The 26,980-nt window shown below is 70.2% G+C and carries 26 protein-coding genes and 1 tRNA gene; 14 read left to right on the plus strand and 13 right to left on the minus strand.

Features of this window, described 5'->3' with window-relative positions; translation table 11 throughout:
- Positions 1 to 22: 22 nt before the first annotated feature.
- On the minus strand, positions 23 to 1,018 hold the full coding sequence (locus H036_RS0101190; RefSeq protein WP_017932939.1) for an LLM class F420-dependent oxidoreductase: 996 nt from the start codon (positions 1,016 to 1,018) through the stop codon (positions 23 to 25).
- A 96-nt stretch (positions 1,019 to 1,114) separates the two neighbouring features.
- Here H036_RS0101190 and H036_RS0101195 point away from each other — a divergent pair, with 96 nt between their 5' ends.
- Both H036_RS0101195 and H036_RS0101200 read left to right on the plus strand, forming a co-directional pair.
- On the plus strand, positions 1,115 to 1,771 hold the full coding sequence (locus H036_RS0101195; protein WP_051068586.1) for a uracil-DNA glycosylase: 657 nt from the start codon (positions 1,115 to 1,117) through the stop codon (positions 1,769 to 1,771).
- 29 nt (positions 1,772 to 1,800) lie between these two features.
- Entirely contained in the window at positions 1,801 to 2,574 is a 774-nt protein-coding gene (locus H036_RS0101200) for a dioxygenase family protein (protein WP_017932941.1), read from the plus strand.
- 67 nt (positions 2,575 to 2,641) lie between these two features.
- Here the strand turns inward: H036_RS0101200 and H036_RS0101205 are convergent, their stop codons facing one another.
- Positions 2,642 to 3,598 (minus strand): aldo/keto reductase, encoded by a 957-nt coding sequence (locus H036_RS0101205; RefSeq protein WP_232421779.1) that lies wholly within the window; start codon positions 3,596 to 3,598, stop codon positions 2,642 to 2,644.
- Positions 3,599 to 3,617: 19 nt separating this feature from the next.
- On the opposite strand from H036_RS0101205, the gene pdxY reads away from it, so the two are divergent.
- On the plus strand, positions 3,618 to 4,466 hold the full coding sequence (pdxY, locus tag H036_RS0101210; protein ID WP_017932943.1) for a pyridoxal kinase PdxY: 849 nt from the start codon (positions 3,618 to 3,620) through the stop codon (positions 4,464 to 4,466).
- Here pdxY and H036_RS0101215 read toward each other — a convergent pair.
- A complete protein-coding gene (locus H036_RS0101215) occupies positions 4,454 to 5,065 on the minus strand; it encodes a dienelactone hydrolase family protein (RefSeq protein ID WP_017932944.1) in 612 nt (203 codons plus the stop codon). The two genes, pdxY and H036_RS0101215, sit on opposite strands and share 13 nt — an antisense overlap.
- Positions 5,066 to 5,261: 196 nt before the next feature.
- Positions 5,262 to 5,334, minus strand: a tRNA-Thr gene (locus H036_RS0101220).
- A gap of 52 nt (positions 5,335 to 5,386) precedes the next feature.
- Here H036_RS0101220 and H036_RS0101225 point away from each other — a divergent pair.
- Complete coding sequence (locus H036_RS0101225; RefSeq protein ID WP_017932945.1) at positions 5,387 to 7,168, plus strand: glycoside hydrolase family 13 protein; 1,782 nt, start codon at positions 5,387 to 5,389, stop codon at positions 7,166 to 7,168.
- A gap of 33 nt (positions 7,169 to 7,201) precedes the next feature.
- Positions 7,202 to 8,413, plus strand: coding sequence for a DUF4032 domain-containing protein (locus H036_RS0101230; RefSeq protein ID WP_017932946.1), 1,212 nt, complete (start codon positions 7,202 to 7,204; stop codon positions 8,411 to 8,413).
- Positions 8,414 to 8,492: 79 nt separating this feature from the next.
- On the opposite strand, the gene rlmB is transcribed toward H036_RS0101230, so the two are convergent.
- The 3 genes from rlmB to H036_RS0101245 form a co-directional block, all read right to left on the minus strand.
- A complete protein-coding gene (gene rlmB, locus H036_RS0101235; protein WP_017932947.1) occupies positions 8,493 to 9,482 on the minus strand; it encodes a 23S rRNA (guanosine(2251)-2'-O)-methyltransferase RlmB in 990 nt (329 codons plus the stop codon).
- Positions 9,482 to 10,891, minus strand: a complete 1,410-nt coding sequence (gene cysS / locus H036_RS0101240) for a cysteine--tRNA ligase (RefSeq protein WP_017932948.1) — start codon at positions 10,889 to 10,891, stop codon at positions 9,482 to 9,484. The genes rlmB and cysS overlap by 1 nt, the downstream gene beginning before the upstream one ends.
- Before the next feature lie 69 nt (positions 10,892 to 10,960).
- Positions 10,961 to 12,466: a molybdopterin-dependent oxidoreductase gene (locus tag H036_RS0101245; protein WP_157416923.1), complete on the minus strand. Its 1,506-nt coding sequence runs from the start codon at positions 12,464 to 12,466 to the stop codon at positions 10,961 to 10,963.
- A 21-nt stretch (positions 12,467 to 12,487) separates the two neighbouring features.
- On the opposite strand from H036_RS0101245, the gene ispF reads away from it, so the two are divergent.
- Positions 12,488 to 12,985, plus strand: a complete 498-nt coding sequence (ispF, locus tag H036_RS0101250) for a 2-C-methyl-D-erythritol 2,4-cyclodiphosphate synthase (protein WP_017932950.1) — start codon at positions 12,488 to 12,490, stop codon at positions 12,983 to 12,985.
- Between the two features lie 76 nt (positions 12,986 to 13,061).
- Positions 13,062 to 14,729, plus strand: a complete 1,668-nt coding sequence (locus H036_RS0101255) for a glycoside hydrolase family 13 protein (RefSeq protein WP_017932951.1) — start codon at positions 13,062 to 13,064, stop codon at positions 14,727 to 14,729.
- Between the two features lies 1 nt (position 14,730).
- Here H036_RS0101255 and nirD read toward each other — a convergent pair whose 3' ends face one another.
- Positions 14,731 to 15,090 carry a nitrite reductase small subunit NirD gene (gene nirD / locus H036_RS0101260; RefSeq protein ID WP_017932952.1) on the minus strand — a complete coding sequence of 120 codons (360 nt, stop codon included), beginning with the start codon at positions 15,088 to 15,090 and terminating at the stop codon, positions 14,731 to 14,733.
- A gap of 109 nt (positions 15,091 to 15,199) precedes the next feature.
- On the opposite strand from nirD, the gene H036_RS0101265 reads away from it, so the two are divergent.
- Complete coding sequence (locus tag H036_RS0101265; RefSeq protein WP_017932953.1) at positions 15,200 to 15,922, plus strand: IspD/TarI family cytidylyltransferase; 723 nt, start codon at positions 15,200 to 15,202, stop codon at positions 15,920 to 15,922.
- 53 nt (positions 15,923 to 15,975) lie between these two features.
- On the opposite strand, the gene H036_RS0101270 is transcribed toward H036_RS0101265, so the two are convergent.
- Positions 15,976 to 16,527, minus strand: a complete 552-nt coding sequence (locus H036_RS0101270; protein ID WP_081615391.1) for a 2-C-methyl-D-erythritol 4-phosphate cytidylyltransferase — start codon at positions 16,525 to 16,527, stop codon at positions 15,976 to 15,978.
- A gap of 115 nt (positions 16,528 to 16,642) precedes the next feature.
- Positions 16,643 to 17,128 (minus strand): CarD family transcriptional regulator, encoded by a 486-nt coding sequence (locus tag H036_RS0101275; RefSeq protein ID WP_017932955.1) that lies wholly within the window; start codon positions 17,126 to 17,128, stop codon positions 16,643 to 16,645.
- 200 nt (positions 17,129 to 17,328) lie between these two features.
- On the opposite strand from H036_RS0101275, the gene H036_RS0101280 reads away from it, so the two are divergent.
- From H036_RS0101280 to H036_RS0101295, 3 genes are all read left to right on the plus strand, one after another.
- Entirely contained in the window at positions 17,329 to 18,291 is a 963-nt protein-coding gene (locus tag H036_RS0101280; RefSeq protein WP_157416924.1) for a hypothetical protein, read from the plus strand.
- A gap of 102 nt (positions 18,292 to 18,393) precedes the next feature.
- On the plus strand, positions 18,394 to 19,065 hold the full coding sequence (locus H036_RS0101290; RefSeq protein WP_157416925.1) for a hypothetical protein: 672 nt from the start codon (positions 18,394 to 18,396) through the stop codon (positions 19,063 to 19,065).
- Positions 19,066 to 19,072: 7 nt separating this feature from the next.
- Positions 19,073 to 19,810, plus strand: coding sequence for a phosphoglyceromutase (locus tag H036_RS0101295; RefSeq protein ID WP_017932959.1), 738 nt, complete (start codon positions 19,073 to 19,075; stop codon positions 19,808 to 19,810).
- A 93-nt stretch (positions 19,811 to 19,903) separates the two neighbouring features.
- On the opposite strand, the gene phoU is transcribed toward H036_RS0101295, so the two are convergent.
- Complete coding sequence (gene phoU, locus H036_RS0101300; protein ID WP_017932960.1) at positions 19,904 to 20,554, minus strand: phosphate signaling complex protein PhoU; 651 nt, start codon at positions 20,552 to 20,554, stop codon at positions 19,904 to 19,906.
- Between the two features lie 122 nt (positions 20,555 to 20,676).
- Here phoU and H036_RS0101305 point away from each other — a divergent pair, with 122 nt between their 5' ends.
- Together H036_RS0101305 and H036_RS0101310 are read left to right on the plus strand one after the other, a co-directional pair.
- Positions 20,677 to 21,846 (plus strand): sensor histidine kinase, encoded by a 1,170-nt coding sequence (locus H036_RS0101305; RefSeq protein WP_017932961.1) that lies wholly within the window; start codon positions 20,677 to 20,679, stop codon positions 21,844 to 21,846.
- Between the two features lie 67 nt (positions 21,847 to 21,913).
- Positions 21,914 to 22,591: a response regulator transcription factor gene (locus H036_RS0101310; protein WP_017932962.1), complete on the plus strand. Its 678-nt coding sequence runs from the start codon at positions 21,914 to 21,916 to the stop codon at positions 22,589 to 22,591.
- Positions 22,592 to 22,727: 136 nt separating this feature from the next.
- Here H036_RS0101310 and fgd read toward each other — a convergent pair whose 3' ends face one another.
- Positions 22,728 to 23,738, minus strand: a complete 1,011-nt coding sequence (gene fgd / locus H036_RS0101315; RefSeq protein ID WP_036487271.1) for a glucose-6-phosphate dehydrogenase (coenzyme-F420) — start codon at positions 23,736 to 23,738, stop codon at positions 22,728 to 22,730.
- Positions 23,739 to 23,785: 47 nt separating this feature from the next.
- Here fgd and H036_RS0101320 point away from each other — a divergent pair, with 47 nt between their 5' ends.
- On the plus strand, positions 23,786 to 24,904 hold the full coding sequence (locus tag H036_RS0101320) for a CaiB/BaiF CoA transferase family protein (protein WP_017932964.1): 1,119 nt from the start codon (positions 23,786 to 23,788) through the stop codon (positions 24,902 to 24,904).
- A 107-nt stretch (positions 24,905 to 25,011) separates the two neighbouring features.
- On the opposite strand, the gene typA is transcribed toward H036_RS0101320, so the two are convergent.
- Complete coding sequence (typA, locus tag H036_RS0101325; protein ID WP_017932965.1) at positions 25,012 to 26,907, minus strand: translational GTPase TypA; 1,896 nt, start codon at positions 26,905 to 26,907, stop codon at positions 25,012 to 25,014.
- Between the last annotated feature and the right edge of the window lie 73 nt (positions 26,908 to 26,980).

The following is a 26,980-nucleotide window of genomic DNA, read 5'->3' on the forward strand; positions in this document are numbered from 1 at the left end:
TCGTCGTACGTCGGCTTCGTGATCAGCGCAGAGCCGGGATGACCTGCTGCTCGAAGAGGTCGATGCTGGAGCGGTCGTAGGCAGCGTCGGCGAAGTAGGTGATCGCATACGTCATGCCCAGACCCTCGAGCGTCTTGAGCCTAGCCGCAATCTGCTCCGGCGTGCCGACGAGGCCCTGGGCACTGGTCCGTCGGGCGTGCTCGGCGCCGGCGGCCTCACCCAGGGACTTCTGCAGGTGGTCGGCGAACCAGGCGACCTTGTCGTCGATCTCGCGCTGGGTCTCCCCGATGAAGACGTTGTAGTTCGCCGAGCGGGTGATCTCGCCGAAGTCGCGACCGAGGTTGGCGCAGTGCTCGGCCAGGAGGTCGGACTTGGTCCGGAAGGTCTCCTCGTCGCCGGCGAAGTTGGTGTAGTCGGCGTACTGGGCCGCGATCTTGAGGGTGACCTTCTCGCCGCCGCCGGCGATCCACAGCGGGATGCCGGAGCGGCCCTGCTGGATCGGCAGCGGCTGACAGATGGCGCCGTCGACCTGGTAGTACTTCCCCTGCAGCGAGGAGACGCCCTTCGTCCAGGCCTGCTGGAAGATCTGCACACCCTCGCGCAGCATCCCGAGCCGGTCGCGGGCCTCGGGGAACCCGTAGCCGTAGGCGCGCCACTCGTGCTCGTACCAGCCGGCGCCGATGCCCATCTCGACCCGGCCACCGGAGACGTGGTCGACGGTCGCGGCGACCTTGGCGAGGTAGGCGGGGTTGCGGTAGCTCATGCACGTGCACATCTGGCCGAGCCGGATCCGCTCGGTAGAAGCGGCGAACGCGCTCATCAGCGTCCACGCCTCGTGGGTGGCCTGGTCGGAGGGCTGCGGCGTGGTGTGGAAGTGGTCGTAGACCCAGAGCGACTCCCAGTCCGAGACCTTGTCGGCACGGATCGCCAGGTCGCGCATCGTCGCCCACTGCCGGGCGGGATCGATGCCGACCAGGTCGAAGCGCCAACCCTGCGGGATGAAGAGACCGAACTTCATGGACGTGCTCCTTGCTCAGGCACCCGGACTGCTTGTCGTCGGCAACGCTAACGTGCCCGTGTGAACGCACTCAACGGCCTGGTCGAGCGAGAGCTGATGGCGGCGGACTGGGCCGAGGCCCTGGCGCCCGTCGAGGAGCGGGTCGCCGCGATGGGCGCCTTCCTGCGCGAGCAGCTCGCGCTCGGACGCCCCTACCTGCCCGAGGGCGACCGGGTCTTCGCGGCGTTCCGCAGGCCGCTGGCCGACGTACGCGTGCTGATCGTCGGCCAGGATCCCTATCCGACGATCGGCCACCCGATCGGGCTCTCCTTCGCCGTCGAACGGCACGTGCGGCCGCTGCCGGCGTCGCTGCGCAACATCTACACCGAGCTGGGGAGCGATCTGGGCATCGAGCCACCGGAGCACGGCGACCTGACGGCCTGGTCGGAGCGCGGCGTGATGCTGCTGAACCGGTCCCTGACCGTGCGACCAGGCGCACCGGCCTCGCACTCCGGCAAGGGCTGGGAGGAGGTCACCGGCCGCGCGATCTCGGCCCTCGTGGAGCGCGGCGGCCCACTGGTGGCGGTGCTCTGGGGTCGGCACGCGCAGTCGCTCAAGCCGGTGCTCGGAGAGATCCCGTACGTCGAGTCCGCGCACCCCTCGCCGCTGTCGGCCTATCGCGGCTTCTTCGGATCGCGGCCGTTCTCCCGGGTCAACGACCTCCTGGTCGCCCAGGGCGGCGTACCGATGGACTGGACGTTGCCGGCGGAATAAGTTTAATCCTCAACTAGTTGAGGAGTGTCATGACCGACCGGATGCCTGCTCTGTACATCGGCCACGGCGCGCCGCCGCTTCTCGACGACCCGACCTGGTCGGGCCAGCTCGCCGCGTGGGCCGCCGACCTGCCGCGCCCGCGGGCGATCCTGATCGTCTCGGCGCACTGGGAGTCGGCCCCGGTGATGCTGAGCGCCCCTGGCGCCCCGCTCGTCTACGACTTCGGCGGCTTCGACCCGAAGTACTACCGGATGACCTACGAGACACCCGACGCCTCCTGGCTGGCGCAGCGGGTGGCGGCGATGATGCCGGCCACCGAGCCGGTCCACCAGCACGCCACCCGCGGTCTCGACCACGGCGCCTGGGTGCCGCTGCGGATCATGTACCCGGCGGCGGACATCCCGGTGCTGCAGATGTCGCTGCCGACCCAGGATCCGACGCGGCTGCTGGCGCTGGGCGAGCGGCTGCGGTCGCTGCGCGACGAAGGCGTGCTGATCATCGGCTCCGGCTTCCTGACCCACGGCCTGCCGTTCCTGACCTCATGGCGGATCGACGCAGAGGCTCCGGGTTGGTCGGCGGACTTCGACGCCTGGGCCGGCGAGGCGCTCGCCCGCGGCGACGTGGACGCGCTCGCCGACTACCAGCATCGGGCACCCGGCATGCCCTACGCCCACCCGACGGTGGAGCACTACACGCCGCTGTTCGTCACGCTCGGCGCGGCGACCACGCCCGACGAGCCCGGCATCCAGGTGATCGACGGGTTCTGGATGGGGCTCTCGAAGCGGTCGCTGCAGGTCGCCTGAGGCGTCGAGAGGTCACTTTCGGTGGGTTGAGTGCACGCTGGACACTCGACCCACCGAAAGTGACCTCTCAACCGGTGATCTCGTCCAGCTCCGCGAGGTCGGCCTCGGTCGGGTCCCAGCGCAGCGCGGCCGCGTTGGTCCGCACCTGGTCGCCGCTGGTGGCGCCGGAGATCACCGAGGAGACGCCCGGCTGCGCGGCGAGACCGCCGATGGCGACGTCGATCGGGGTGAGATCGCGCGCCGCGGCGTATGCCTCGAAGTCCTCGATCCTGTCCCAGTCGGCGTTCTCCAGCCAGTCGCCGCGACCGCGCTCCTGGGCGAACCGGGTGCCTGCCGGCGGCGCCTGGTCGCGCTTGTACTTGCCGGTCAGCAGGCCGGCCTCGAGCGGGAAGAACGGCAGTACGCCGACGCCGAAGTGCTCGGCCGCAGGCACGACCTCCTCCTCGACGTCGCGGGTCAGCAGGGAGTACTGGTTCTGGATCGAGACGAACCGCTCCAGACCTGCGGTCCGGGCGGTCCAGTCAGCGTCGGCGAGCTCCCAGGCGGAGAAGTTCGAGCAGCCCAGGTAGCCGACCTTGCCCTCGCGGACCAGATCGGTCAGCACCGCGAGGGTCTCCTCGATCGGCGTGACCGGGTCGGGCCGATGCAGCTGGTAGAGGTCGATGTGGTCGGTCCGCAGCCGGCGCAGCGAGCCCTCCACCGCGCGACGGACGTAGCGGCGGGCGCCACGGGCGCCGAAGTCCTCGCCGTACTCGCCGCCCATCGACATGCCGAACTTGGTCGCCACCACGAAGTGCTCGCGCTGGCCCTGCAGCGCCTCACCGAGAAGCGTCTCGCTGGCACCCGCACCGCCGTAGATGTCGGCGGTGTCGAGCAGCGTCACGCCGACATCGCGCGCCGCGGCCAGGATGTCCTTGACACCGTCGAGACCGACCCGGCGACCGAAGGCGTTGCAGCCGATGCCGACAGCGCTCACCATCAGGCCCGAGTCGCCGAGGGACCGGTAGACCATCGCATCGCTCATGTCAGGCACGATACCGACCATGCAGATCCTCTCGATCCAGTCGCAGGTGGCCTTCGGGTACGTCGGCAACTCGGCGGCCGTCTTCCCGCTCCAGCGGCTGGGCCACGAGGTCTGGCCCGTGCTCACGGTGAACTTCTCCAACCACACCGGGTACGGCGAGTGGCGCGGACCGGTGCAGGCTCCGACGGACGTCGCTGCCGTGATCGAGGGGATCTCCGAGCGCGGCGCCCTGCCGGAGGTCTCCGCCGTACTGTCCGGCTATCAGGGCGACCCTGCAGTCGGTGCCGTCGTGCTCGATGCCGTCGCCCGCGTCAAGGCGGCGAACCCGCACGCGATCTACTGCTGCGACCCGGTGATGGGCGACGTCGGCCGGGGCATGTTCGTCCGGCCGGGGATCCCGGAGTTCATGCGCGACCAGGTGGTACCGGCGGCGGACGTGATCACGCCCAACCACTTCGAGCTCAACTTCCTCGCCGGACTCGAGGCGACGCCGCGGCTGGCCGACGTACTCGATGCCGTCGAGCGCGTGCGCGCGACCGGTCCCCGCAACGTGCTGGTCACCTCGGTGGTCACCGACAGGTCTGACACCCTGTCGTTGGTCGCTGTCGATGACTCGGGCGCCTGGCGGGTCACCACACCCCACCTGCCGATCACGCCCAACGGCGGCGGCGACGTGACGGCGGCGGTCTACCTGGCACACCTGCTCGGCAGCGGGTCGACGCCGACCGCGCTGGAGCGCACCGCCAACACCATGTTCGCGATCCTGGAACGGACGCTGGAGTCGGGCCGGCGCGAGCTCGAGCTGATCGCCTCGCAGGAGGACATCGCCCACCCGCCGACGCGCTTCGAGGCGACTCAGCTGAGCTGAGCGCCCTCGCTCTTCCCGTCCTTGCCGTCCAGCGCGTCGAGCCACGCCAGGATGTGGGTGGTGGCCCGCCCGGCGATCACCGGGTCGTAGTCGTCGGTGCTGTCGTCGAGGAACAGATGCCCGCTGCCGGGATAGTCCACGAGCTGACCGCCCGGCACGCGCTCCCGGAACCCCTCGTCCTCCTCGGCCTCCCGCCACGGGTCGTCGAGGGTCTGGTGCGCGACTGCCGGCAGTCCCTCGGGCCAGTCCGCCTCGAACCATCTCGGGTCCGGCGCACCAAAGAGGAAGAGCATCCCCCGCGCGCTCCCGGGGCGGTGCTTGAGGGCCAGCCAGGTGGCATAGCCGCAGCCCATCGACATCCCCGCGTAGACGAGTCCTGTCGCCGGCAGCGCATCAGCCGCCGCGGCCGCGCGGCGGCTGAGGACCTCGTCGCCGAGCTCGCGCATATGTGCGACGCCCGCGTCGGTGTCGTCGAAGAGGCGCCCCTCGTAGAGGTCAGGAGCGTGCACGGGGTGGCCTGCGTCGCGCAGCGTGTCGGCGAAGTGCCGTACGCCGTCGGTCAGGCCACGGGCGTGGTGGAGCAGCAGTATCTCGGCCATACCTCCTACAACGCCACAGGTATGGCGCTGTGGCAAGTGGGCGGGACGCAGGGTTGCGACGCTCGGACGATGGGCGGCGCCGGCTGCCGTTGCCGTACCCACCCTGGACGGACGTGGGTAAAGGGGCACACCTGTGCCCCTTTACCCATCTCCAGATCAAGCTGCCCCGTGAAGCCGCCAAGACCGGGGAACGCAGAGCCGGTGACAGGAATCGAACCCGCGACCCTCTTATTACAAGTAAGACGCTCTACCAACTGAGCTACACCGGCATGCCGCCGAGGCAGCGCGCCAATCCTAGACAGCCTCCGCTTGAATGGCTGCATGAGCCTGCTCTCCGAGCCGCATCACGACGGATCCCCGCTGTATGTCGACCAGCCCTCGCCGACGCTCGGCGAACACGTCACGGTCCGCCTCAGGGTCTCGGCCGACGACCCGGCGCAGCGGGTCTGGGTGCGCACGACGTACGACGCCGAGCCGACCTATCACGCGTGCGAGCGCGTCGACGCGACCTGGTGGACGGGCACCATCCCGGTGCACAACCCGATCACGCACTACCGCTTCCTGATCGAGGACCGCGACGGTGACCAGCGCTGGGTCACGGCGAACGGCACGGTCACGCACGACCCGTCCGACACGTTCGACTTCAAGCTGAGCGCGCATACCCCGGCGCCGGCATGGACCAGGCACGCGGTGGTCTACCAGATCTTCCCCGACCGGTTCGCGCGCAGCTCGGCGGCCGACGACCGTCCGACACCCGCCTGGGCCAAGCCGCAACCATGGGACAGCCTGCCGGCCTACGAGCCCACCGACGACCGCACCTGGCTGGGCTTCTACGGCGGCGATCTGGACGGCATCATCGACCACCTCGACCACGTCGACCGGGTCGGTGGCACCACGGTCTACCTCACCCCGGTCTTCCCGGGCGAGAGCAACCACCGCTACAACGCCTCGACGTTCGACCGGATCGACCCGCTGCTCGGAGGCGACGAGGCCTACGCACGGCTCGCCGAGGCGGTGCACGAGCGCGGCTGGCACCTGCTCGGCGACCTGACCGCCAACCACACCGGGGACACCCACGAGTGGTTCCAGCAGGCCCTCGAGGGTGGCTCCACCCGCGACTGGTACTTCTTCGGCCACGACGGCTCCTACGAGTGCTGGATGGGCCACGAAACGCTGCCCAAGCTGGACCACACCCGCGCGGACATGCGCCGGGCGATGACCGAGGGCCCGGACTCGACGGTCGCGCGATGGCTGCGGGCGCCGTACTCGCTGGACGGGTGGCGGATCGATGTGGCCAACATGAGCGGCCGGCTCGGCGCGACCGACGTCAACCACGACGTCGCCCGCACGATTCGCGACACCGCCACCGTGGTCAACCCCGAGGCGTGGGTCATCGGCGAGCACAACCACGATGCCAGCGGCGACATCGACGGCGACGGCTGGCACGGCACGATGAACTACTCCGGCTTCTCCTGGCCGATCTGGTCCTGGCTGCGCGCCGAGCGGACCGAGGCACGGGCCTTCGGCCGACCGGTCCCGGTCGCCAGGCGCGGCGGCGGGACGGTGATGCGGGAACTGCGCGAGTGGCGGGCCCGCTACGGCTGGCGGGCGGCCCAGCAGTCCTGGAACATCCTGTCCTCGCACGACTCCGCGCGCATCCGCACCCTGGTCGTCGACCCGGCCGTGCACCGCGTCGCGGCCGGCCTGCAGTTCACCCTGCCGGGCGTGCCGATGGTCTTCGCCGGCGACGAGATCGGGCTGGAGGGCGTGCTCGGCGAGGACGGCCGCCGGCCGATGCCCTGGGCGCACCACGAGACCTGGGACACCGCGACCCTCGAGGTCTACGGCGCCCTCGCCCGGCTACGCCGTGAGCACCCGGCCCTGATCGAGGGCGGCCTGCGCTGGGCGTACGCCGACGACGACGCGCTGGCCTACCTGCGCGAGCACCCCAACGGATCCCTGCTGATCGTCGCGCGCCGCACCGCCGGCCCGGATCCGCTCGCCGGGCTCGAGGGGCTCGAGGGACTCGGGGAGCTCGACGGCGAGGTGCTGCTGAGCACCGGCCCGCAGGACGGTGCGTGGCTGCAGATCCGGGCGCTCTGAGCGTTGCCGCCGTTGGCTCACTAGGGTTGCACCATGGCTCTGCGCATCGTCGCCAGCCGCCCCGATCCGGCGATCGTGCGGCTGCCCTGGTCGACGCCCCTCGAGGAGTGGCCGCCCGACGTCGTGGTGCCGCTCGCGCGCGGCCTGTCCCGGCACGTGGTGCGGATCGTGCGGCTCGGGCAGCGGATCTACGCGGTCAAGGAGACCCAGGAGCCGATCGCGTTCCGGGAGTACCAGACGCTGCGCGACCTCCAGCGGCTCGGCCTGCCCGCAGTGGTGCCGCAGGCCGTGGTCACCGGCCGCGTCGACGCGGATGGCGCCGAGCTGCCCGCGGCACTGATGACCGAGCACCTGCGGTTCTCGCTGCCCTATCGCAGCCTCTTCGAGCACGGCCTCACCGCCGACCACCTCCCGGCGATCATCGACGCCCTCGTCGTACTCCTGGTGCGGCTGCACCTGGCGGACTTCTACTGGGGCGACGTGTCGCTGTCCAACGTCCTGTTCCGCCGCGACGCCGGCGGCTTCGCCGCCTACCTCGTCGACGCCGAGACCGGTGAGCTGCGGCCCTCGCTCTCCGCGCAGCTGCGCGCCTACGACCTCGATGTCGCCGGCGAGAACGTGTACGCCGAGATCATGGACCTCCAGGCCAGCGGCGCGCTACCCAAGGACTTCCCGCTCGAGGCGGTGGTCGAGCGCCTGCACAGCCGCTACCAGGCGCTGTGGGACGAGCTCACCGCCGAGACCCACTTCCCCGCCGACGAGATGTGGCAGATCGAGCAGCGCATCGAGCGACTCAACGATCTCGGCTTCGACGTGGAGGAGCTCGACATCGTCACCGACTACGACGGCGACACCGTCCTGCTGCGGCCCCGGGTGGTCGAGCTCGGCCATCACCAGCGCACGCTGCGTGCGCTGACCGGCATCGAGGCCGAGGACGCCCAGGCTCGCCGGATGCTCAACGACATCGCCGCCTACACCGCCTCACGCGACCTGGGCGGACTCCCCCGCGAGGTCGTCGCCCAGCGCTGGCTGAAGGAGATCTACGAGCCGATCGTGGCGATGATCCCCGAGACGGCCACCGGCAAGCTAGAGCCGGCGGAGATCTTCCACGAGATCCTCGTGCACCGCTGGCTCCTCTCCGAGCGCGCCGGCCACAGCATCAAGCTGCTCGACGCCGCGCGGGACTACATCGCCTCGATCCTGCCCGAACGCCCCGACGAGGCACTGACGACACCGACCGACTAGGTCGAGAGGTCAGTTTCTGCGGGTCGAGTGTCCACGGCACTCGCCGAAAGTGACCACTCGACCCGCGGAAGGTGACGTCTCAACGCAGGTTGGCGCGCGCCTGAGCCACCGCGTAGAGGGTCACCGACGCCGCCACACCCGCATTGAGCGACTCGACGGCGTTGGCCATCGGGATCGACACGATCCGGTCGCAGGTCTGGGTGACCAGCCGCGCCAGGCCGCCACCTTCGGCACCGACCACGACGACGAGCGGACCGTCGGCGACCTCGGCGACGTCGGTCAGCTGCAGGTCGCCGTCCATGTCGAGGCCGATCACCTGGCAGCCCGCCTCCTGGTACTCCTTGAGCACCCGGCTCACGTTGACCACCTGTGCCACCGGGATCCGCGCCGCGGCGCCGGCCGAGGTCTTCCACGCCGACGCCGTCACACCAGCCGCGCGTCGCTCCGGGATCACCACGCCGTGCGCGCCGAAGGCAGCCGCCGAGCGCACGATGGCACCCAGGTTCCGCGGGTCGGTGACGTGGTCGAGTACGACGATCAGCGCGTCCTCGCCGGCCTCGGCCGCACGGTCGAGCAGATCCGCGGGGTGCGCGTACTCGTACGCCGGCACTCGGGCGGCGAGGCCCTGGTGCCCGTTGAAGCCGGTGAGCCGGTCCAGCTCGGGCTTGGGCACCTCGAGCAGACCGATGCCGAGGTCGGCGGCGAGCTGGAAGGCCTCACGCAACCGGCCGTCGCGCTCAGCACCCTCGGCGACGTAGACCGCGTTGACCGGGACGCCCTCGCGCAGGGCCTCCACGACCGGGTTGCGGCCGATGATCCACTCGGCGTCACCGGAGCCGCGCTTGCGCTGGGCACCGCCGCTGCCGCCGCTGCCCTTCGGCGAGCGCCGTGCCGCCGAGCGATCGGCGAGCTCCGCGGAGCGGTAGGCCTTGTGATAGGGGCGGTCCTTCGCCTTCGGTGTCGGGCCCTTGCCCTCCAGGCCGCGACGGACCTTCCCACCGGAGCCGATCGTGGCGCCCTTCTTGTTGCTCTTCTGAATAGCGCCGCGGCGCTGCGAGTTTCCAGCCATCAGGAAAGGCTCCACTTCGGTCCGTCGGGGGTGTCCTCGAGGTCGATCCCGGCCGCCTTCAGCTGGTCGCGGATCTCGTCGGCGCGCGCCCAGTCCTTGGCCACGCGTGCCGCCGCGCGCTGCTCCAGCAGCCCGGCGACCAGAGCGCCGACAGCGGCCACGGCCTTGTCGTCGTCCTGCGCCGTACTGCCCCAGGCGGGGTCGGCGGGGTTGAGTCCTAGTACGTCGAGCATCGCCACCACGGCGGCGACGCTGAGCGAGGGGTCCTCGCCGGCAGCGAGCTGCCGGTTGCCCTCGCGCACCGTGTCGTAGAGCACCGCGACCGCACCCGGCGTACCGAGATCGTCGTCCATCGACGCGGCGAACGCGTCGGGCACCCGCGCCTCGACGGGCTCGGAGTCGGTTCCCCGAGCTTGAGCGGCGCGCTCCAGAAAGTGCTCGATCCGGCGAAAGCCGACAGCAGCCTCCTCCAACGCCTCGAAGCTGAACTCGACGTGCGAGCGGTAGTGCGCGGCGACCAGGTAGTAGCGCAGCTCGATGCCGCGGAAGCGCTGCAGCACGGCCGGGATCGTCAGCGAGTTGCCGAGCGACTTCGACATCTTCTCGCCGGCCGTGGTGATCCAGGCGTTGTGCATCCAGTACGTCGAGAACGGGCGCCCGGCCGCGCGGGCCTGCGCCAGCTCGTTCTCGTGGTGCGGGAAGCGCAGGTCGAGCCCGCCTCCGTGGATGTCGAACGCGTCCCCGAGGTACTTGCCCGCCATCGCGGTGCACTCGATGTGCCACCCGGGCCGGCCGCGGCCCCAGGGCGAGGGCCAGGACGCCGTCTCGGGCTCGCTGTCCTTGCGGCCCTTCCACAGCGCGAAGTCGCGGGCGTCGCGCTTGCCGCGCGGATCTGCGTCCTCGGCCGCGACCATGTCCTCGACCTTCTGCCCCGACAGCTCGCCGTACGCCGACCACGTGCGGACGTCGAAGTAGACATCGCCGGAGCCGTCCTCGGCCGGGTAGGCGTGCCCCCGCTCGATCAGCTCGGCGATCAGCTCGACCATCTCCGGGATGTGCCCGGTGGCGGCCGGCTCGTAGGTCGGCGCGGCCACGTTGAGCGAGGCGTAGGCCTGGGCGAGCTCGCGGTGCATCTCGTAGGCCAGGTTGTACCAGGGACGGCCCTGGTCCCGTGCCTTGAGGAGGATCTTGTCGTCGATGTCGGTGACGTTGCGGATGAACGTGGTCTCGTAGCCCCGGTGGCGCAGCCAGCGCTGCAGCACGTCGAAGTTGACGCCGCTGCGCACGTGACCGACATGGGGCTCGGACTGGACGGTCAGACCGCAGACATAGAGCGACGCCTTGCCCTCGACGAGAGGCACGAAGTCACGCACTTCGCGGGTCGCGCTGTCATAGATCCGGAACGTCACCTGCTGAGTCTAGGGATGGTGCTGGGGCTATCGGAAAAGTCGAGACACCGACGCCCATCCGCGGCCGGGTCAGGAGACCTCGAAGTCGACCCGGTGCCAGCCGGTGGCACCGTCCGGGACGACGTCGCGGCGTACGGGTGTCTGCACCTCGCCGCTGCTGCTCACCGCCCGGACCTGCGCCTGGTGCGCCCCACTCGTGAGAGGTACGTCGATGCGCCACTGCACCCAGGTCTCGTCGTCCGGCACCCGACCGAGCGTCGCCTTCTGCCAGGCGCCGCCGTCGACGGAGACCTCGACCGACGCGATGCCGGTCTCCTGCTGCCAGGCCACCCCGGCGATCGTGTATGTCCCTGCCGGCACGACATCGCCCGACGCCGGCCGGTCGATCCGGCTGGCGAGCTTGACGGGCCCCTTCACCGCCCAGCCCAGCGGAATCCAGTAGCCGACCGCGTCGTCCATGGTGGTGACCTTGAGGTCGACCACCCACTTGCACGCGCTGACGTAGCCGTAGAGCCCGGGCACGATCGTGCGCACCGGGAAGCCGTGGTTGATCGGCAGCGGCGCGCCGTTCATCGCCACCGCCAGCATCGCGTTGCGATCGTCCTGCAGCGCCGAGAGCGGCGTACCGCAGGTCCATCCGTCGGCGCTGGTCTGCAGCACCGCATCCGCGCCGCTCTTCACACCTGCCTCGGCGAGCAGCGAACGCAGCAGCACCCCACTCCACCAGGCGTTGCCGATCAGGTCGCCGCCGACCGGGTTGGAGACGCAGTTGAGCGTGATCCAGGCCTGGGTGCGCTGCCGGGCGAGCAGATCGTCGAGGGACAGCGTCAGCTCACGCTCGACCATGCCGTGGATCCGCACCCGCCACGTCGACGGGTCCAGTGCCGGCGGTGAGACGGCGGTGTCGATCCGGTAGAACGCGCCGGTCGGGGTCGCCCACGGCAGCGCCAGCCCGAGATCGGCGCCGGTCGGCACCACCGGAGGTGTCACGCCGGTGAGACGGAGCCGGGAGCGGGCCTGTTCGACGGCTCGACGCCCCCGTCCGACGTACGGCGCGAACGCGCCCACCACGACCGCGCCGGCAGCCACCAGTCCCAGTCGGAGCGCTGCCCGCCGGCCCTCCGGCGGCTGGTAGCGCAGCGGCTCGGTGATCAGCCCGAAGACGCCGACCCAGGTCAGCAGGCCGATCATCACCGCGATCTGGCCGTGGCCACCCTCGGCACGCTCGGCCGCGACCGCCAGGCCACCGACGACCCCGAGCACCAGGAAGCCGAGGATCGGCACCCACCAGTGCCGGCGTCCGGCTGCGCCGAGCAGCGCGAAGATCACGGTCAGCAGCGCCACGATGATGCTGACCAGCACCGGCTTGTCCCGGTGTCCGAGGTGCTGGATGGCCGTCTCGGCCACGTGACCGGGCGTGTGCCGGATCACCCACTCGGCGACGGCGACCACCGGCCAGGCCCGCACGTGCAGCGCGTTCGCGGCGAACCAGCTGGTGGCGAGGCCGGAGGCGCCCGCGACCACACCAGCCACGGGCCACTGCCAGCTGGGCCCCCGTGGTCCGGACTGCGTCACGGGCTCCAGTGTGCCTCGGGCATGATCGAGTGCGTGAACCCGCCACGGATCGGCATCGGAACAGACGTCCACCGGCTCGCACCCGGCGTACCCATGCACCTGGCAGGCCTGGCGTGGCCGGACTCGCCGGTCGGCCTGGAGGGCCATTCCGACGGCGACGTCGCCGCCCACGCCGCCTGTGACGCGCTGCTCTCCGCGGCCGGGCTGGGCGACCTCGGCTCCAACTTCGGTACGGCGGAGCCCGCGTGGGCCGGCGCCGCCGGAGCGACACTGCTGGGCGAGACCGCCCGCCGGGTCCGCGAGGCGGGCTTCACGATCGGCAACGTGACGATCCAGGTGATCGGCAACCAGCCGAAGCTAGGTCCGCGCCGGGCCGAGGCGCAGGCGGCCCTGTCCGCCGCACTCGGCGCTCCGGTGACGGTCTCGGCCACCACCACCGACGGACTCGGCCTGACCGGCCGTGGCGAGGGGCTGGCCGCGATCGCGACGGCGCTCATCGTCGGGCCCACTGCCGGGTAGCTGTCTGTTTGCGACACCGCGGACACCCGCACCGAACGGCGCAGAGCATCGCGCGCAACCGAGCCGAAGGAACCAGATGAGCAACCAGGACATGTCCGACCGCGACTGGTGGCGGCAGGCGGTCGTCTACCAGGTCTACCCGCGCAGCTTCGCCGACCACGACGGCGACGGCGTCGGCGACCTGCCGGGCATCACGTCCCGGGTCGGCTACCTGAAGGCGCTGGGCGTGGACGCGATCTGGCTCAGCCCGTTCTATCCCTCGGCGCTGGCCGACGGCGGCTACGACGTCGACGACTACCGCGACGTCGACCCGCTGCTGGGCACGCTGGCCGACTTCGACGCGATGGTCGCGGCGCTGCACGACGCGGGGATCAAGCTGATCATCGACATCGTGCCCAACCACACCTCCAACCGGCACCGTTGGTTCCGGGAGGCGCTCGCGGCTGCACCCGGCTCCCCCGCCCGCGAGCGCTACCACTTCCGCGACGGCACCGGTCCCGACGGCAGTGAGCCGCCGAGCGACTGGCCCTCGATGTTCGGCGGTCCGGCCTGGCACCGGGTCCCGGATGGCCAGTGGTACCTCCACCTCTTCGCCCCCGAGCAGCCCGACCTCAACTGGGACAACCCCGAGGTTCGCGAGGACTTCCTCACCACCTTGCGGTTCTGGTCCGACCGGGGGGTGGACGGCTTCCGGATCGACGTCGCGCACGCGTTGACCAAGGACATGAGCGACCCGCTCCCCTCCGCACCGGACCTGCCCGACCAGCAGCAGCCGCTCGTCGGCGACCACCCGATCTGGGATCGTGACGATGCCCAGGAGGTCTTCCGCGGCTGGCGCAAGGTGTTCGACGAGTACGACCCGCCACGCACCGCGGTGGCCGAGGCGTGGTGCCACCCCAGCCGCCGGGCTCGCTACGCGCAGCCGGAGAGCCTCGGCCAGGCGTTCAACTTCGACCTCCTCCAGGCCGACTGGGACGCGAGCACGTTCCGCACCGTGATCACCCGCAACCTGGAGGCCAGCGAGGAGTCCGGCTCGTCCTCCACATGGGTGCTCTCCAACCACGACGTGGTCCGGCACGCCTCCCGCTACGGCCTGCCGATCGGGCCGAACGGCTCCGGTGCGCCCGCACAGCTCGGCCAGGACGGCCGGGGCTGGGTGAACAGCGACGGTACGACGCCCCAGCTCGACCCGGAGCTCGGGCTGCAACGAGCACGGGCCGCCTCGCTGCTGCTGCTCGCGCTGCCGGGATCGGCGTACCTCTTCCAGGGCGAGGAGCTGGGCCTGCACGAGGTCGCCGACCTCCCCCACGACGCGCTGCAGGACCCCACCTACGAGCGCTCCGGGCACCAGCAGAAGGGCCGCGACGGCTGCCGGGTACCGATCCCGTGGAACCGCGAGGGCTCGTCGTTCGGCTTCGGCACCGGCGGCGCGCACCTGCCGCAGCCGCGATGGTTCGCGTCGGTGTCCGTCCAGGCGGAGCAGGACGATCCGTCCTCGACGCTGAGCCTCTACCGAGCAGCCATCGCCGTACGGGCCCGGCTGCAGGGCGAGGAGTCCCTGACCTGGGTCGACTCGGCTCCGAACCTGCTGCACTTCACCCGGCCCGGGGGCTGGCACTGCCTGACCAACCTCGGTGCGGCGCCGGTCGACCTGCCCGACGGCGAGGTGATGGTGACCAGCGGGCCGCTGCGCGACGGTCTGCTTCCGCAGGACACCACCGCCTGGGTGGTGACCCGGCGCTGAGTCACGACCTGACCCGACGCCCCACGTGGACGACGCCGTCGATGATCTGGACCGCGTAGACCGGCACCGCCACGTGGGGATCGTCCAAGCATCGGCCGGTGCGCAGGTCGAAGCCGTGCCGATGGGTCGGCGAGGCCACGAACGGCACTCCCGCCCGGAGGCCGACGATGCCGCGGGCCAGCATCGAGGTCCGGGCGAAGGGATCGTGGTTGCCGAGCGCGTAGACGGTGTCGTCGACCGTGCGGAACAGCGCCATCGCCTGGCCGTGCACGAGCGCCGTCGCGCCGCGCTCGACTTCGAGGTCATCGAGTCGGCAGACCGCCTGCCACTCGGCGGCGCCCGGAGCCTGTCGCGGTGTCATGGTGCGCTCGACCGTAGGGCGGCCAGGTTCTCGGATCGTTTCTGGATGTAACAGCCATGAAAACGATTGCTCCCGACCGCCCTTCGAAGCCGGCCAGTAGCCTTCCGGCATGCCTGCCGCGATCGTGCTCCTCGCCGCCGGGTCCGGTTCCCGGGTCGGCGCCGGGATCAACAAGATCCTGCTCCCGCTGGGCGGCTCGACGGTGCTCGGCCACTCGCTGAGCACCGCACTGTCGGTGCCCGACGTCGCTCGCTTCGTGCTGGTCGTCCGGGCGGGCGAGCAGGACGAGGTCGCCGAGGCGGTGGTGCCACTGCTCGGCGATCACGAGGTGGCGGTCGTGGCCGGCGGCGAGACCCGGCATGCGTCGGAGTGGCAGGCGCTCCAGGTGCTGGCCGCCGACATCGAGGGCGGCGCGATCGACGTGGTCACGATCCACGACGCCGCCCGGCCGCTGGCCGAGGCACAGCTCTACAGCGCCACGATCGCGGCCGCGCGCGAGCACGGTGGCGCGATACCGGCGGCGCCGCTCGGTCACCTGCTGACCCGTGCGCTCGCCCCGGTCGCTGGAGGCGCTGGAGGCGCTGGAGACGTCGGGGATGTCGGAGATGGCGGTGGGCAAGCTCTGGTCGGCGTGCAGACCCCACAATCGTTCCGGGCCGTCGACTTGCTTGCGGCCTACCGGGTGGCGGCCGCGGAAGGGACGGAGTTCACCGACACCGCCGGCTGCCTGGAGCGCTATGGCCGGGTCCGGATCGCCGCCGTACCCTCCACGCGGGCCAACCTGAAGGTGACCTTCCCCGAGGACGTCGCACTGGCCGAGGCGCTGGGATAGTCCGGGGCGGAAATCATGGGTTACCCGCTGGTAGCCCTGATTTCCGCCCCGGACTATCCCAGCGTCAGCGCTTCCAGCACACGTACGTCGTCAAGATCCGCGACCCGGCGCCCTTCAGCAGGGGCCTCCAGCGTGACGACTCTGAAGCGCGTCGCCAGGGCGGCGGCGATGGCGGCGAAGTCGCCGCTCGGGGCGACGTCGAGCTGGGCCACGACGGAGGCCGGCAGCACGATGGGGGAGGTGACCTCGACCAGGTCGGAGCGATCGAGGGTGCCTCCCACCATCCCGTCGGCGACGGTCTTGACGGTGTCGGTGACGGGCCGGAACGCCACCACGACGGCGTCATGCTCGACGGCCTGCTGGACGCATTCGGCGACGAAACTCGCCGGCGTCATGGGGCACAGCGCATCGTGCAGGACATAGGCCTCCCCTGCCTCGGCGACGGCCTCCCACGGCACGGTGAAGTCGACCGGCGTCACACCGGCCTCGCCGAGCGCCCAGACCGCACACGCGACCAGGGCCTCGCCGTGGATCAGGGCAAACGGCAGGGATCCGCGGTCGGCCTCGACCACGGATCCCAGAGCCGGTGTTTCGAATTCAGTCATACGTTCCCCTGACGACGTCCGGTACGTGCCCTGGCAAGGCGCCCGGCGCGAAGGCGGCCTTTGAGCGAAGCGGCCGTCGAGCGACGACAACGCCGGCGACGCGCCGTCTCTGACGTCAGGAAGCGAGGACCTCATCGAGGAGGGCTTCAGCCTTGTCCTCGTTGGTGTGCTCGCACAGGGCGAGCTCCGAGACCAGGATCTGGCGCGCCTTGGCCAGCATCCGCTTCTCGCCGGCCGACAGGCCGCGGTCACGCTCACGACGCCACAGGTCACGCACGACCTCGGCGACCTTCATGACATCGCCGCTGTGCAGCTTCTCGAGGTTGGCCTTGTAGCGTCGCGACCAGTTGGTCGGCTCCTCCACGTGCGCAGCGCGAAGGACCTCGAACACGCGGTCGAGACCGTCACGGTCGACGACATCGCGGACTCCGACAAGGTCGAGGTTGTTGGCCGGGACCCGGACGACCAGGTCCTGCTGAGCGATGATCCTCAGCACGAGGTACTGTCGCTCCTCGCCCTTGATGGTCCGCATCTCGATGTCCTCGATGACAGCGGCCCCGTGGTTCGGATAGACGACGGTCTCGCCGACGGTGAAAGTCATATGTCAGGTACCCCTTCCTAGACGGCCAAGTCTATCACGACCTGAACGCAATGGAATTCGCGTTTGCGCAGGTCAGAGGCCCAATCAGGGCTTGACAGAACCAGTCAGGCTGTGGTGCGCCCACTATTTGGGACACGGGGGACGCGCCCGGGGCAGTGGTTTGCATGACCCCGGCCTGATCGGTTGGGGATACTGCGCGCATGCCAAACTCGCGTCCACGGCGTATGCCTTTCGCCCGTGCGCGGGGACTCGACGACGCCACCGTCGCGCCCGCGGCGGAGCCCGATGCCCCCGCATCCCCCGGCCCGGACCAGGACCAGGACGAGACCGCGAGCCGCGACACGGGCCACCCCTCGAACCACGACTCGAGCCAGACCACGAGTGAGACCCTCACGAGTTCCGCGGCCGACGAGTCGGGCAGGGCGGTCGCCCGGGCGGCCGCACGTCCCCGGCGCGGCTTCCGCGACTGGATGCCGTTCTTGCTGGTCCGCGCCGCACACCCGCGCCAGGCCGTGCTGACGGCCCTGGTCCTGGCAGGCGCTGCGGCCGTGGATGGGCGGCCGGTGCGCGAGGTCGGGTTGGTCTTCGGCACGGTGCTGGTCGGGCAGGTCATCCTCGGCTGGCACAACGACCTCGTCGACGACGCCGCCGACCGGGCCCACGAGCGCTCCGGCAAGCCGATCGCCGACGGTCGGCTCGATGCGGGCAACGTCTGGTTCGCGCTGTGCTGCGCCGTGCTCCTCGTCGTACCTCTGGCGATCGCCAACGGCGTGACAGCGGGTCTGTGCTACCTCGCCTCGGTCGCGGTCGGCATGATCGGCAACGTGGTGCTGCGCCGCGGACTGCTCTCCTTCCTCACCTGGGCGATCGCCTTCGCGCTCTACCCGGCGTTCCTCTCCTACGGCGGATGGGGCGGCGGTCAGCACGGTGCCGCACCGCAGCCGGCGATGGTGGCGCTCTCCGCGTTGCTCGGCATCGGCGTGCACGTCCTGCTGGCGCTGTGGGGGCTTGTCGCCGACAACGCCGACGGCTGGACCTACCTGCCCCTCAAGCTCGGCCTGCGGCTGGGCGCGACCCGGCTGCTGGTCGGCGCGAGCGTCTACACCGCCGCCGTTGCGATCGCCCTGGCGTACGTCGCCAGTCAGGTCGGACTGCGTCAGTAGCGGCTCGCGACCGCTTGTCTGCACGCGCGCGAGGGGCCGGCGTACGCCTCAATGACCGGGCTGGCGAAGACGGCCGGGCGGACGGCCGCTAGCATGGCGGCCGTGACGACCATTCTTAGCCGCAAGCTCGCCCTGGCCGCTGGCCTCGTCTGCCTGGCGACCCCGGTGCTGAGTTCCTGCGGGTTCGACTACGCCACCGACCGCCCGAACGTGATCGCCAACGGCGGCTACGTGCAGTCCGGTAACGGCATGCGCGTGCTCGCGACGCGGATCGTCGCCGACACCAGCCACCGTGGCGTCTTCATCGCCACCCTGGCGCTCAACCCGACGGCCAACCCCGTCGTGGCTGCGAAGACTGCGCCGACGCTCGTCGGGCTCACGACCCGCTCCGACAGCCCCTTCCAGATGACGGCGGCGCCCTTCACGCCGATCGCTGTCACCGACACCGGCGCGGTCAACATGGCCGACAGCAGCGCCGGCGGCATCAAGGTGACCGGCAACTTCGGGGCCGGCGCGATGATCCCGGTGACGCTGAAGTTCAGCGACGGCGAGGAGGTCTCGGTGCAGACCCCCGTCGTCACCCAGTGCCACGAGTTCGCCTCGGTGGCGCCGCAGGCCAGCACCGCTGCTGGCCACCACAAGTCGTCGGCCTCGAGCGAGCCGACGGGCTCGGCGAGTGCCTCGGTGAGCGACTCGGCCACCGCCGAGCCATCGGCTGAGCCCACCGCGCCATACGACTGCTCGTTCCCGTCGCTGCCCGCCATCGGTGAGTGATCCGGGCATGACCGCCACCCTGATCCTGCTCCGCCACGGCGAGAGCGAGTGGAACGCACTCAACCTCTCCACCGGCTGGGTCGACGTCGCGCTGACCGACAAGGGCCGCGCCGAGGCCCTCAACGGTGGCCAGCTGCTGCGCGACAAAGGCGTGCTTCCGGACGTCGTGCACACCTCGCTGCTGCGCCGCGCGATCAACACCGCCGCGATCGCGCTCGACGTCGCCGACCGGCACTGGATCCCGGTCAAGCGCGACTGGCGCCTCAACGAGCGCCACTACGGCGCTCTGCAGGGCAAGAACAAGTCGGAGACGCTGCAGAAGTTCGGCGAGGAGCAGTTCCAGCTCTGGCGTCGCTCGTACGACGTCCCGCCGCCGCCGCTGGCCGACGACGACGAGTACTCGCAGGTCGGCGACCCGCGCTACGCCGGTATCGACGTCCCCCGCACCGAGTGCCTCAAGGACGTCGTCGAGCGCCTGATCCCCTACTGGGAGCAGGAGATCGTGCCGGACCTGCAGGCCGGCAAGACCGTGCTGGTCACGGCGCACGGCAACAGCCTGCGGGCGCTGGTCAAGCACCTCGATGGCATCTCCGACGCGGACATCGCCGCGCTCAACATCCCGACCGCGCAGCCGCTGGTTTACCGTCTCGACGATTCGCTCGAGCCGACAGTCGCGGGGGGCGAGTACCTCGACCCCGACGCGGCTGCGGCGGCCGCCCTCGCTGTCGCCAACCAAGGTCGCTGAGAGGTCACTCTCCGTCGGTTGAGAGGTCACTTTCCGCGCGTTGAGTGTCCAGCGATGGACACTCAACCAGCAGAAAGTGACCTCTCGACCATTTCAGGAGGACGCGGGCGCCGCGCCGGTGACGACGAAGATCACCCGGCCGGCCACCGCCACGGCGTGGTCGGCGATGCGCTCGTAATAACGGCCCAGCAGCGCCACGTCAACCGCTGCCTCGATGCCACCGGTCCACTCCTTGCCGAGCAGCTGGGTGAAGGTGGAGCGACGCAGCGTGTCCATCTCCTCGTCGTCCTTGCGGACTGCCTCGGCCTGCTCGACGTTGCGCTCGTCGATGATGTCCGCGACCCGCGAGACCATGTCCTCGGCCACCGCGGCCATCCGCGCCATCGTCTCGCGTGCCTGCTCGGGCACGGCCAGGTTCGGGGTGCGCAGCCGGGCGATCTTGGCCACGTGCACGGCGAGGTCACCCATCCGCTCGAGCTCGCTGACCATCCGCAGCGCGGCGACGACGGTGCGGAGATCCCCGGCCACCGGGGCCTGCAGCGAGAGCAGGGCGAGCGCGGTGTCCTCGACCCGCTCCCGAGCCCGATCGATCTGGACATCGCCGCTGATGACCTGCTCGGCCACATCGGCCCGGCCGGTCAGCAGCGCCTCGGTGGCGAGCCGCACCGCCGTCTCGACCTGGCGGCAGATGTCAGCCAGGTCCGAGAAGATGCTGTCGAGCTGGTCATGGAAGGCGTAACGCATGAGGGCGAGCCTACGCAGGATAGATGAAGGCCTGGGGAGGACGGGTGAACCGTGGATGAACGTTCGTCGCGCCAGCGTCCAGATCGCGAATCCTGGGTGAAGCGGAGCCTTACCCTGTACGTGTGGATTCGACGACGCAGGCGTTCCTCGCCGCTCTTCTCGGTGCAGTCGTCGCTGCCTCCGCCGTGATCGCCTGGCACGTCAGCGAGAGCCAGCAGCGTCACGTCACCATGGTCGAGGAGCCGGTGGTGCCGCCGGAGGTCGCCACCGTGCTCTCGGTGCTGCGCAGCAGCGCAGTCGTGGTCGACGATGACGACACTGTGCTGAAGGCATCGGCTCCGGCGTACGCGCTGGGCCTGGTGCGCGGGACCGCGCTGCTCTCCGCCGAGCTGGCCGACCTGGTCCACCAGGTCCGCCGCGACGGCCAGATCCGCGAGACCGAGCTGGTGATGACCCGCCCCGGTGTCCCGCCCCGGCACGTCACCGCCCGCGTGGCCCCGCTGGGTTCGCGGCTGGTGCTGGCCCTGGTCGAGGACCGCACCCGCGAGCGCCGCGTGGAGGCCGTACGCCGCGACTTCGTCGCCAACGTGTCGCACGAGCTGAAGACCCCGGTCGGGGCGATCCGCCTGCTCGCCGACGCCGTCGCCGACGCTGCCGAGGATCCCGACGCCGTACGCCGCTTCGCAGGTCGCATGCTGACCGAGAGCGATCGACTGACCCAGCTGGTGCTGCAGATCATCGAGCTCTCCCGGCTCCAGGGCGACGAGCCGCTCGAAGCCCCCGAGGCCGTCGACGTCGACGCGGTCATCGCGACCGCCGTGGACACCAGCGCGATCGATGCCGGCAAGAAGGACATCACGGTGCGCACCGGCAACACCCACGGGCTGCAGGTCTTCGGCAACGAGGAGCAGGTGCTCGCCGCCGTCGCCAACCTGATTTCGAACGCCATCGCCTACTCCGACCCCGGTTCGAGCGTCTCGGTAACCACCAAGGCCGAGCACGGCTCGGTCGAGATCTCCGTCGTGGACCAGGGCATCGGCATCCCCCAGGACGAGATCGACCGGATCTTCGAGCGGTTCTACCGCGTCGACCCCGCCCGACACCGCTCCACCGGCGGTACCGGCCTCGGCCTCTCCATCGTCAAGCACGTCGCCGCCACCCACGGCGGCGAGGTGCGGGTGTGGTCGGTCGAGGGCCAGGGCTCGACGTTCACCCTCACCCTGCCGCAACATCTGCCGAGCAGGTCGACCCCTCTCGTCTCCACTGCATCTACCAAGGAGGACCGCCCATGAGCACCCCACCGAGTTCTTCCCTCCCCCCGCAGCGCTTCGCCGGCGAACGACTCGTCGGGGACCTCGCGTGACCCGGGTACTCGTCGTCGAGGACGAGGAGAGCTACAGCGAGGCACTCTCCTACATGCTGCGCAAGGAGGGCTTCGAGGTCGCCATCGCGGCCGACGGCGACACCGCGCTCAAGGAGTTCGACCGCAACGGCGCCGACATCGTCCTGCTCGACCTCATGCTGCCAGGCATCTCGGGGACCGAGGTCTGCCGGCAGATCCGCACCACCTCATCGGTGCCGGTGATCATGGTCAGCGCCAAGGACGACGAGGTCGACAAGGTGGTCGGCCTCGAGCTGGGCGCCGACGACTACGTCACCAAGCCGTACTCCCCGCGTGAGCTCGTCGCGCGCATCCGCGCCGTACTGCGCCGTGGGATCGAGCCGGACCTGGCTCCCGCGACGCTCGAGGCCGGCCCGGTGCGGATGGACGTCGAGCGCCACGTCGTCACCGTCGGCGGCAACGAGCAGCGACTGCCGCTCAAGGAGTTCGAGCTGCTGGAGATGTTCCTGCGCAATCCCGGCCGCGTGCTCACCCGTGGGCAGCTCATCGACCGCGTCTGGGGCAGCGACTACGTCGGCGACACCAAGACGCTCGACGTCCACGTGAAGCGGCTGCGGGCCAAGCTCGAGCCCGACCCGAGCGAGCCGAAGTTCCTGGTGACCGTGCGCGGGCTGGGCTACAAGCTCGACCTCTGAGTCAGAAGGTCGGTCCGGCCCAGCCCCGTGGCACCTTGCGGCAGGCCTCGCTCCGTGCCCGCTCGTCCCTCACGGGCGCTACGGCTGCGGCAGCGCCCCTGCGGTGCCACGGGTCCTGCCCGGACCGACCGCTGATTCAGCCGAGCTCGCGCAGCGCCGGCACGACCTCGTCGGCGAAGGACTTCAAGAAGCCGCCCTGGTCATCACCCGGCGGGTGGAAGACGAGGTGGTTGAAGCCCTGCTCGACGTAGGGCTTCAGCCCGACGACCACCTCCTCGGGCGTGGTCGCGACGATCCAGCGCTTGGCGACCTGCTCGATCGGCAGCGCGTCGGCGAGCGCCTGCATCTCGGAGGGGTCGTGCACGCTGTGCTTCTGCTCGGGGGTGAGCGCGAGGGCAGCCCAGAAGCGGGTGTTCTCCAGCGCCTCCTCACGGGTGGGGGCGTAGGAGAGCTTGATCTCGATCATCTTGTCGATGCCGCTGACGTCGCGGCCAGCGGCCTCGGCCGCCTCGCCCAACGCACCGAGCAGCGAGGCGTACAGCTCCTCGCCCTTACCCGAGGTGCAGATGAAGCCGTCGGCGTTGCGGCCGACGCTCTTGGCCATCTGCGGGCCGCCCGCGGCCATGTAAACCGGGATCGGCTCTCCCGGCTTGTCATAGATGGTGGCGTCCTTGGTGTGGTAGTAGGTCCCCTCGAAGGTGACCCGGTCCTCGCTCCACAGCCGGCGCATCAGCTGGATCGACTCGCGCAGCCGCCCCGAGCGCTCCTTGAAGTCCGGCCACTCACCTTCGTTCGGCACCGAACCCACGGCGATCTCGTTGAGCGCCTCGCCGGAGCCGACCCCCAGCGCGATCCGGCCCGGGTAGAGCGAGCCGAGGGTGGCGAACACCTGCGCCAGCACCGCCGGGTTGTAGCGGAACGTCGGCGTGAGCACAGATGTCCCGAGCAGGACGCGCTCGGTGCGCTCGCCGACGGCGGCCAGCCACGGCAGCGCCTGCGGCGCATGACCACCCTCGTGGCGCCACGGCTGGAAGTGGTCGCTGATCCAGACGCTGTCCAGGCCCACCTCCTCGGCCAGCACGGCGTACTCGACGAGATCACGGGGGCCGAACTGCTCGGCCGAGGCCTTGTATCCGATCTTCAGCACGTGGACGACGCTACCGCCCGCACCCACACGTCGGCATGATGCCACCCATGACTGGACCTCTTGCTGGCCTGCGCGTCATCGAGTTCGCGGGTATCGGCCCCGGCCCGTACGCGTGTCTCCTGCTCGCCGAGCTGGGCGCGGAGGTGATCCGCATCGATCGTCCGAAGACGGGCGGCCTGGACACCGCGGTGCTCAACCGCAGCCGGCCCAACATCGCCGTCGACCTCAAGAACCCGGCCGGCATCGAGGCGGTGCTGCGACTGATCGACGACGCCGACGTGGTCGTCGAGGGCCTACGCCCGGGCGTGATGGAGCGGCTCGGCCTCGGTCCGGACACGTGTCTGGAGCGCAACCCCCGTCTCGTCTACGGCCGGATGACGGGCTGGGGCCAGACCGGCCCGATGGCCGACCGGGCCGGCCACGACATCACCTACGCGGCGCTGAGCGGCGCGCTGCATGCCACCGGCTCGGCGGACAAGCCGCGCAACGCGGTCAACTTGGTCGCCGACTTCGGCGGCGGCACGCTCTTCTTGGTGATGGGGATCCTGGCCGCGCTGCACGAGCGCACGGTGTCCGGCAAGGGCCAGATCGTCGACGCAGCCATGGTCGACGGCGCCGCCTCGCTGATGACGATGGTCTACGGCATGAAGGCCGACGGCCTGTGGCAGGACCAGCGTGAGGCCAACCTCCTGGACGGCGGGACACCGTTCTACGACACCTACGAGTGCGCCGACGGCAAGCACGTCGCCGTCGGCGCTCTGGAGCCCCAGTTCTTCGCCGAGCTGATGCGGGGCACCGGGTTGGAGTTCGACCAGTACGACATCGCCCGGTGGCCGCAGATGCGGACGGCGCTGAGCGAGACGTTCAGGTCCAAGACGCGCGACGAATGGACGGAGATCTTCGACTCGACGGACGCCTGCGTGGCGCCGGTGCTGTCACTGGAGGAGGCACCGTCGCATCCGCACAACGTCGCGCGCGGGATCTTCGCGCCGTACAACGGCGGGCAGGCACCACGGGCGGCCCCCGTCTTCTCCCGTACGCCGGGGCTGCCGCCGGGCGAGGTGCACGTCGCGGGGCAGGACACCTGCGCCGTGCTGCTGGCGGCGGGCTTCACCGAGAGCGATGTGGATGCGCTGCTCGAGCAGGGCGCTGTCACGCAGACGTAGGCGGAAATGGACTGACCCCCAGGGGTCAAAACCGAACGCTGGGGGGCAAAGCACCGCCCAACAACCTTCGGCTTTGACCCCTGGGGGTCAAACCGTCAGAGCCAGTCTCAGCCCTTGTTGGCCTTGCGCTGTCGGCTCGCCGACTTGGCCCGCTCGTTGGCATCGAGGACCACCTTGCGGATGCGGACCATCTCCGGGGTCACCTCGACGCACTCGTCGTCGCGGCAGAACTCCAGGCACTGCTCGAGCGAGAGCTTCTTCGGCGGCGTCAGCTTCTCGAAGTTGTCCGACGTGGCCGAGCGGATGTTCGTCTGCTGCTTCTCGCGGGTGATGTTGACGTCCATGTCGTCGGCGCGGCTGTTCTCGCCGACGATCATGCCTTCGTAGACCTCAGTGCTCGGCTCGACGAAGATCGTGCCGCGCTCCTGCAGTGAGGTCATCGCGTAAGCGGTGGCGGCACCGCTGCGGTCGGCGACCAGCGAGCCGTTGTTGCGGGCGCGGATCTCGCCGGCCCACGGCATGTAGCCCTCCGAGATCGAGGACGACATGCCGGTGCCGCGGGTCTCGGTGAGGAAGTCGGTGCGGAAGCCGATCAGGCCACGCGCCGGTACGACGAACTCCATCCGCACCCAGCCGGTGCCGTGGTTCGTCATGTTCTCCATCCGGCCCTTGCGGTTGGCCAGCAGCTCGGTGATCGCGCCGAGGAACTCCTCGGGAGCGTCAACGGTCAGGCGCTCGACCGGCTCGTGGACCTTGCCGTTGATCTCCTTGGTCACGACCTGCGGCTTGCCGACAGTGAGCTCGAAGCCCTCGCGGCGCATCTGCTCGACCAGGATCGCCAGCGCGAGCTCACCACGGCCCTGGACCTCCCAGGCGTCGGGGCGCTCGGTCGGCAGGACCTTGAGCGAGACGTTGCCGATCAGCTCCGAGTCGAGCCGGTCCTTGACCATCCGCGCGGTGACCTTGGAGCCCTTGACCTTGCCGACCAGCGGCGAGGTGTTGGTGCCGATGGTCATCGAGATCGCCGGGTCGTCGACGTGGATCAGCGGCAGCGCGATCGGGTTCTCGGCGTCGGCGAGGGTCTCGCCGATCATGATCTCCGGGATGCCCGCGACCGCGACGATGTCACCGGGGCCGGCCTCCTCGCCGGGCTCGCGGTGCAGGCCCTTGGTGATGAGCAGCTCGGTGATCTTGACGTTCTTGACGTCGCCGTTGCGCTGCATCCACGCGACCGTCTGACCCTTGCGGATAGTGCCCTGGTGGATGCGCAGCAACGCGAGCCGACCGAGGAACGGCGAGGCGTCGAGGTTGGTGACGTGGGCCTGGAGCGGCGCGCCCTCGGTGTAGACCGGGGCCGGGATGGTCTCGAGGATCGTCTTGAACAGCGGCTCGAGGTTGTCGCCGTCGGGCAGCGTGCCGTTCTCCGGCTTCTCCAGCGAGGCGATGCCCGCCTTGCCGCTGGCGTAGACCACCGGGAAGTCCAGGGCGTCTTGGGAGTGCGAGTCGTCAAGAAGGTCCATGAACAGCTCGTAGGTCTCGTCGACGACCTCGTCGATCCGGGCGTCGGAACGGTCCACCTTGTTGAGCACCAGCACGACCGGCATGTCCGCGTTCAGCGCCTTGCGCAGCACGAAGCGGGTCTGGGGCAGCGGGCCCTCCGAGGCGTCGACCAGCAGCACGATGCCGTCGACCATCGACAGACCGCGCTCGACCTCGCCACCGAAGTCGGCGTGGCCGGGGGTGTCGATGATGTTGATGGTCATGCCGCCCTCGGGGGCGTAGGAACCGTTGTAGCGGATCGCGGTGTTCTTCGCGAGGATGGTGATGCCCTTCTCGCGCTCGAGGTCACCCGAGTCCATGACACGATCGGCCACCGACTCGACCTCGTGCGCGGTGAAGGCGCCGCCCTGACGGAGCATCGCGTCGACCAGGGTGGTCTTACCGTGGTCGACGTGAGCAACGATGGCGACGTTGCGCAGGTTTGCCAGCTTGTTCTCGGACATGCGGGAGCACTCGACTTTCGCTTTGGGATTCCGTTCAAGCCTATCGGCGCCGGGCGCTCCGCCCCGCATCCGC

The sequence above is a fragment of the Nocardioides sp. Iso805N genome (assembly GCF_000364605.1).
Classification (GTDB): domain Bacteria; phylum Actinomycetota; class Actinomycetes; order Propionibacteriales; family Nocardioidaceae; genus Nocardioides.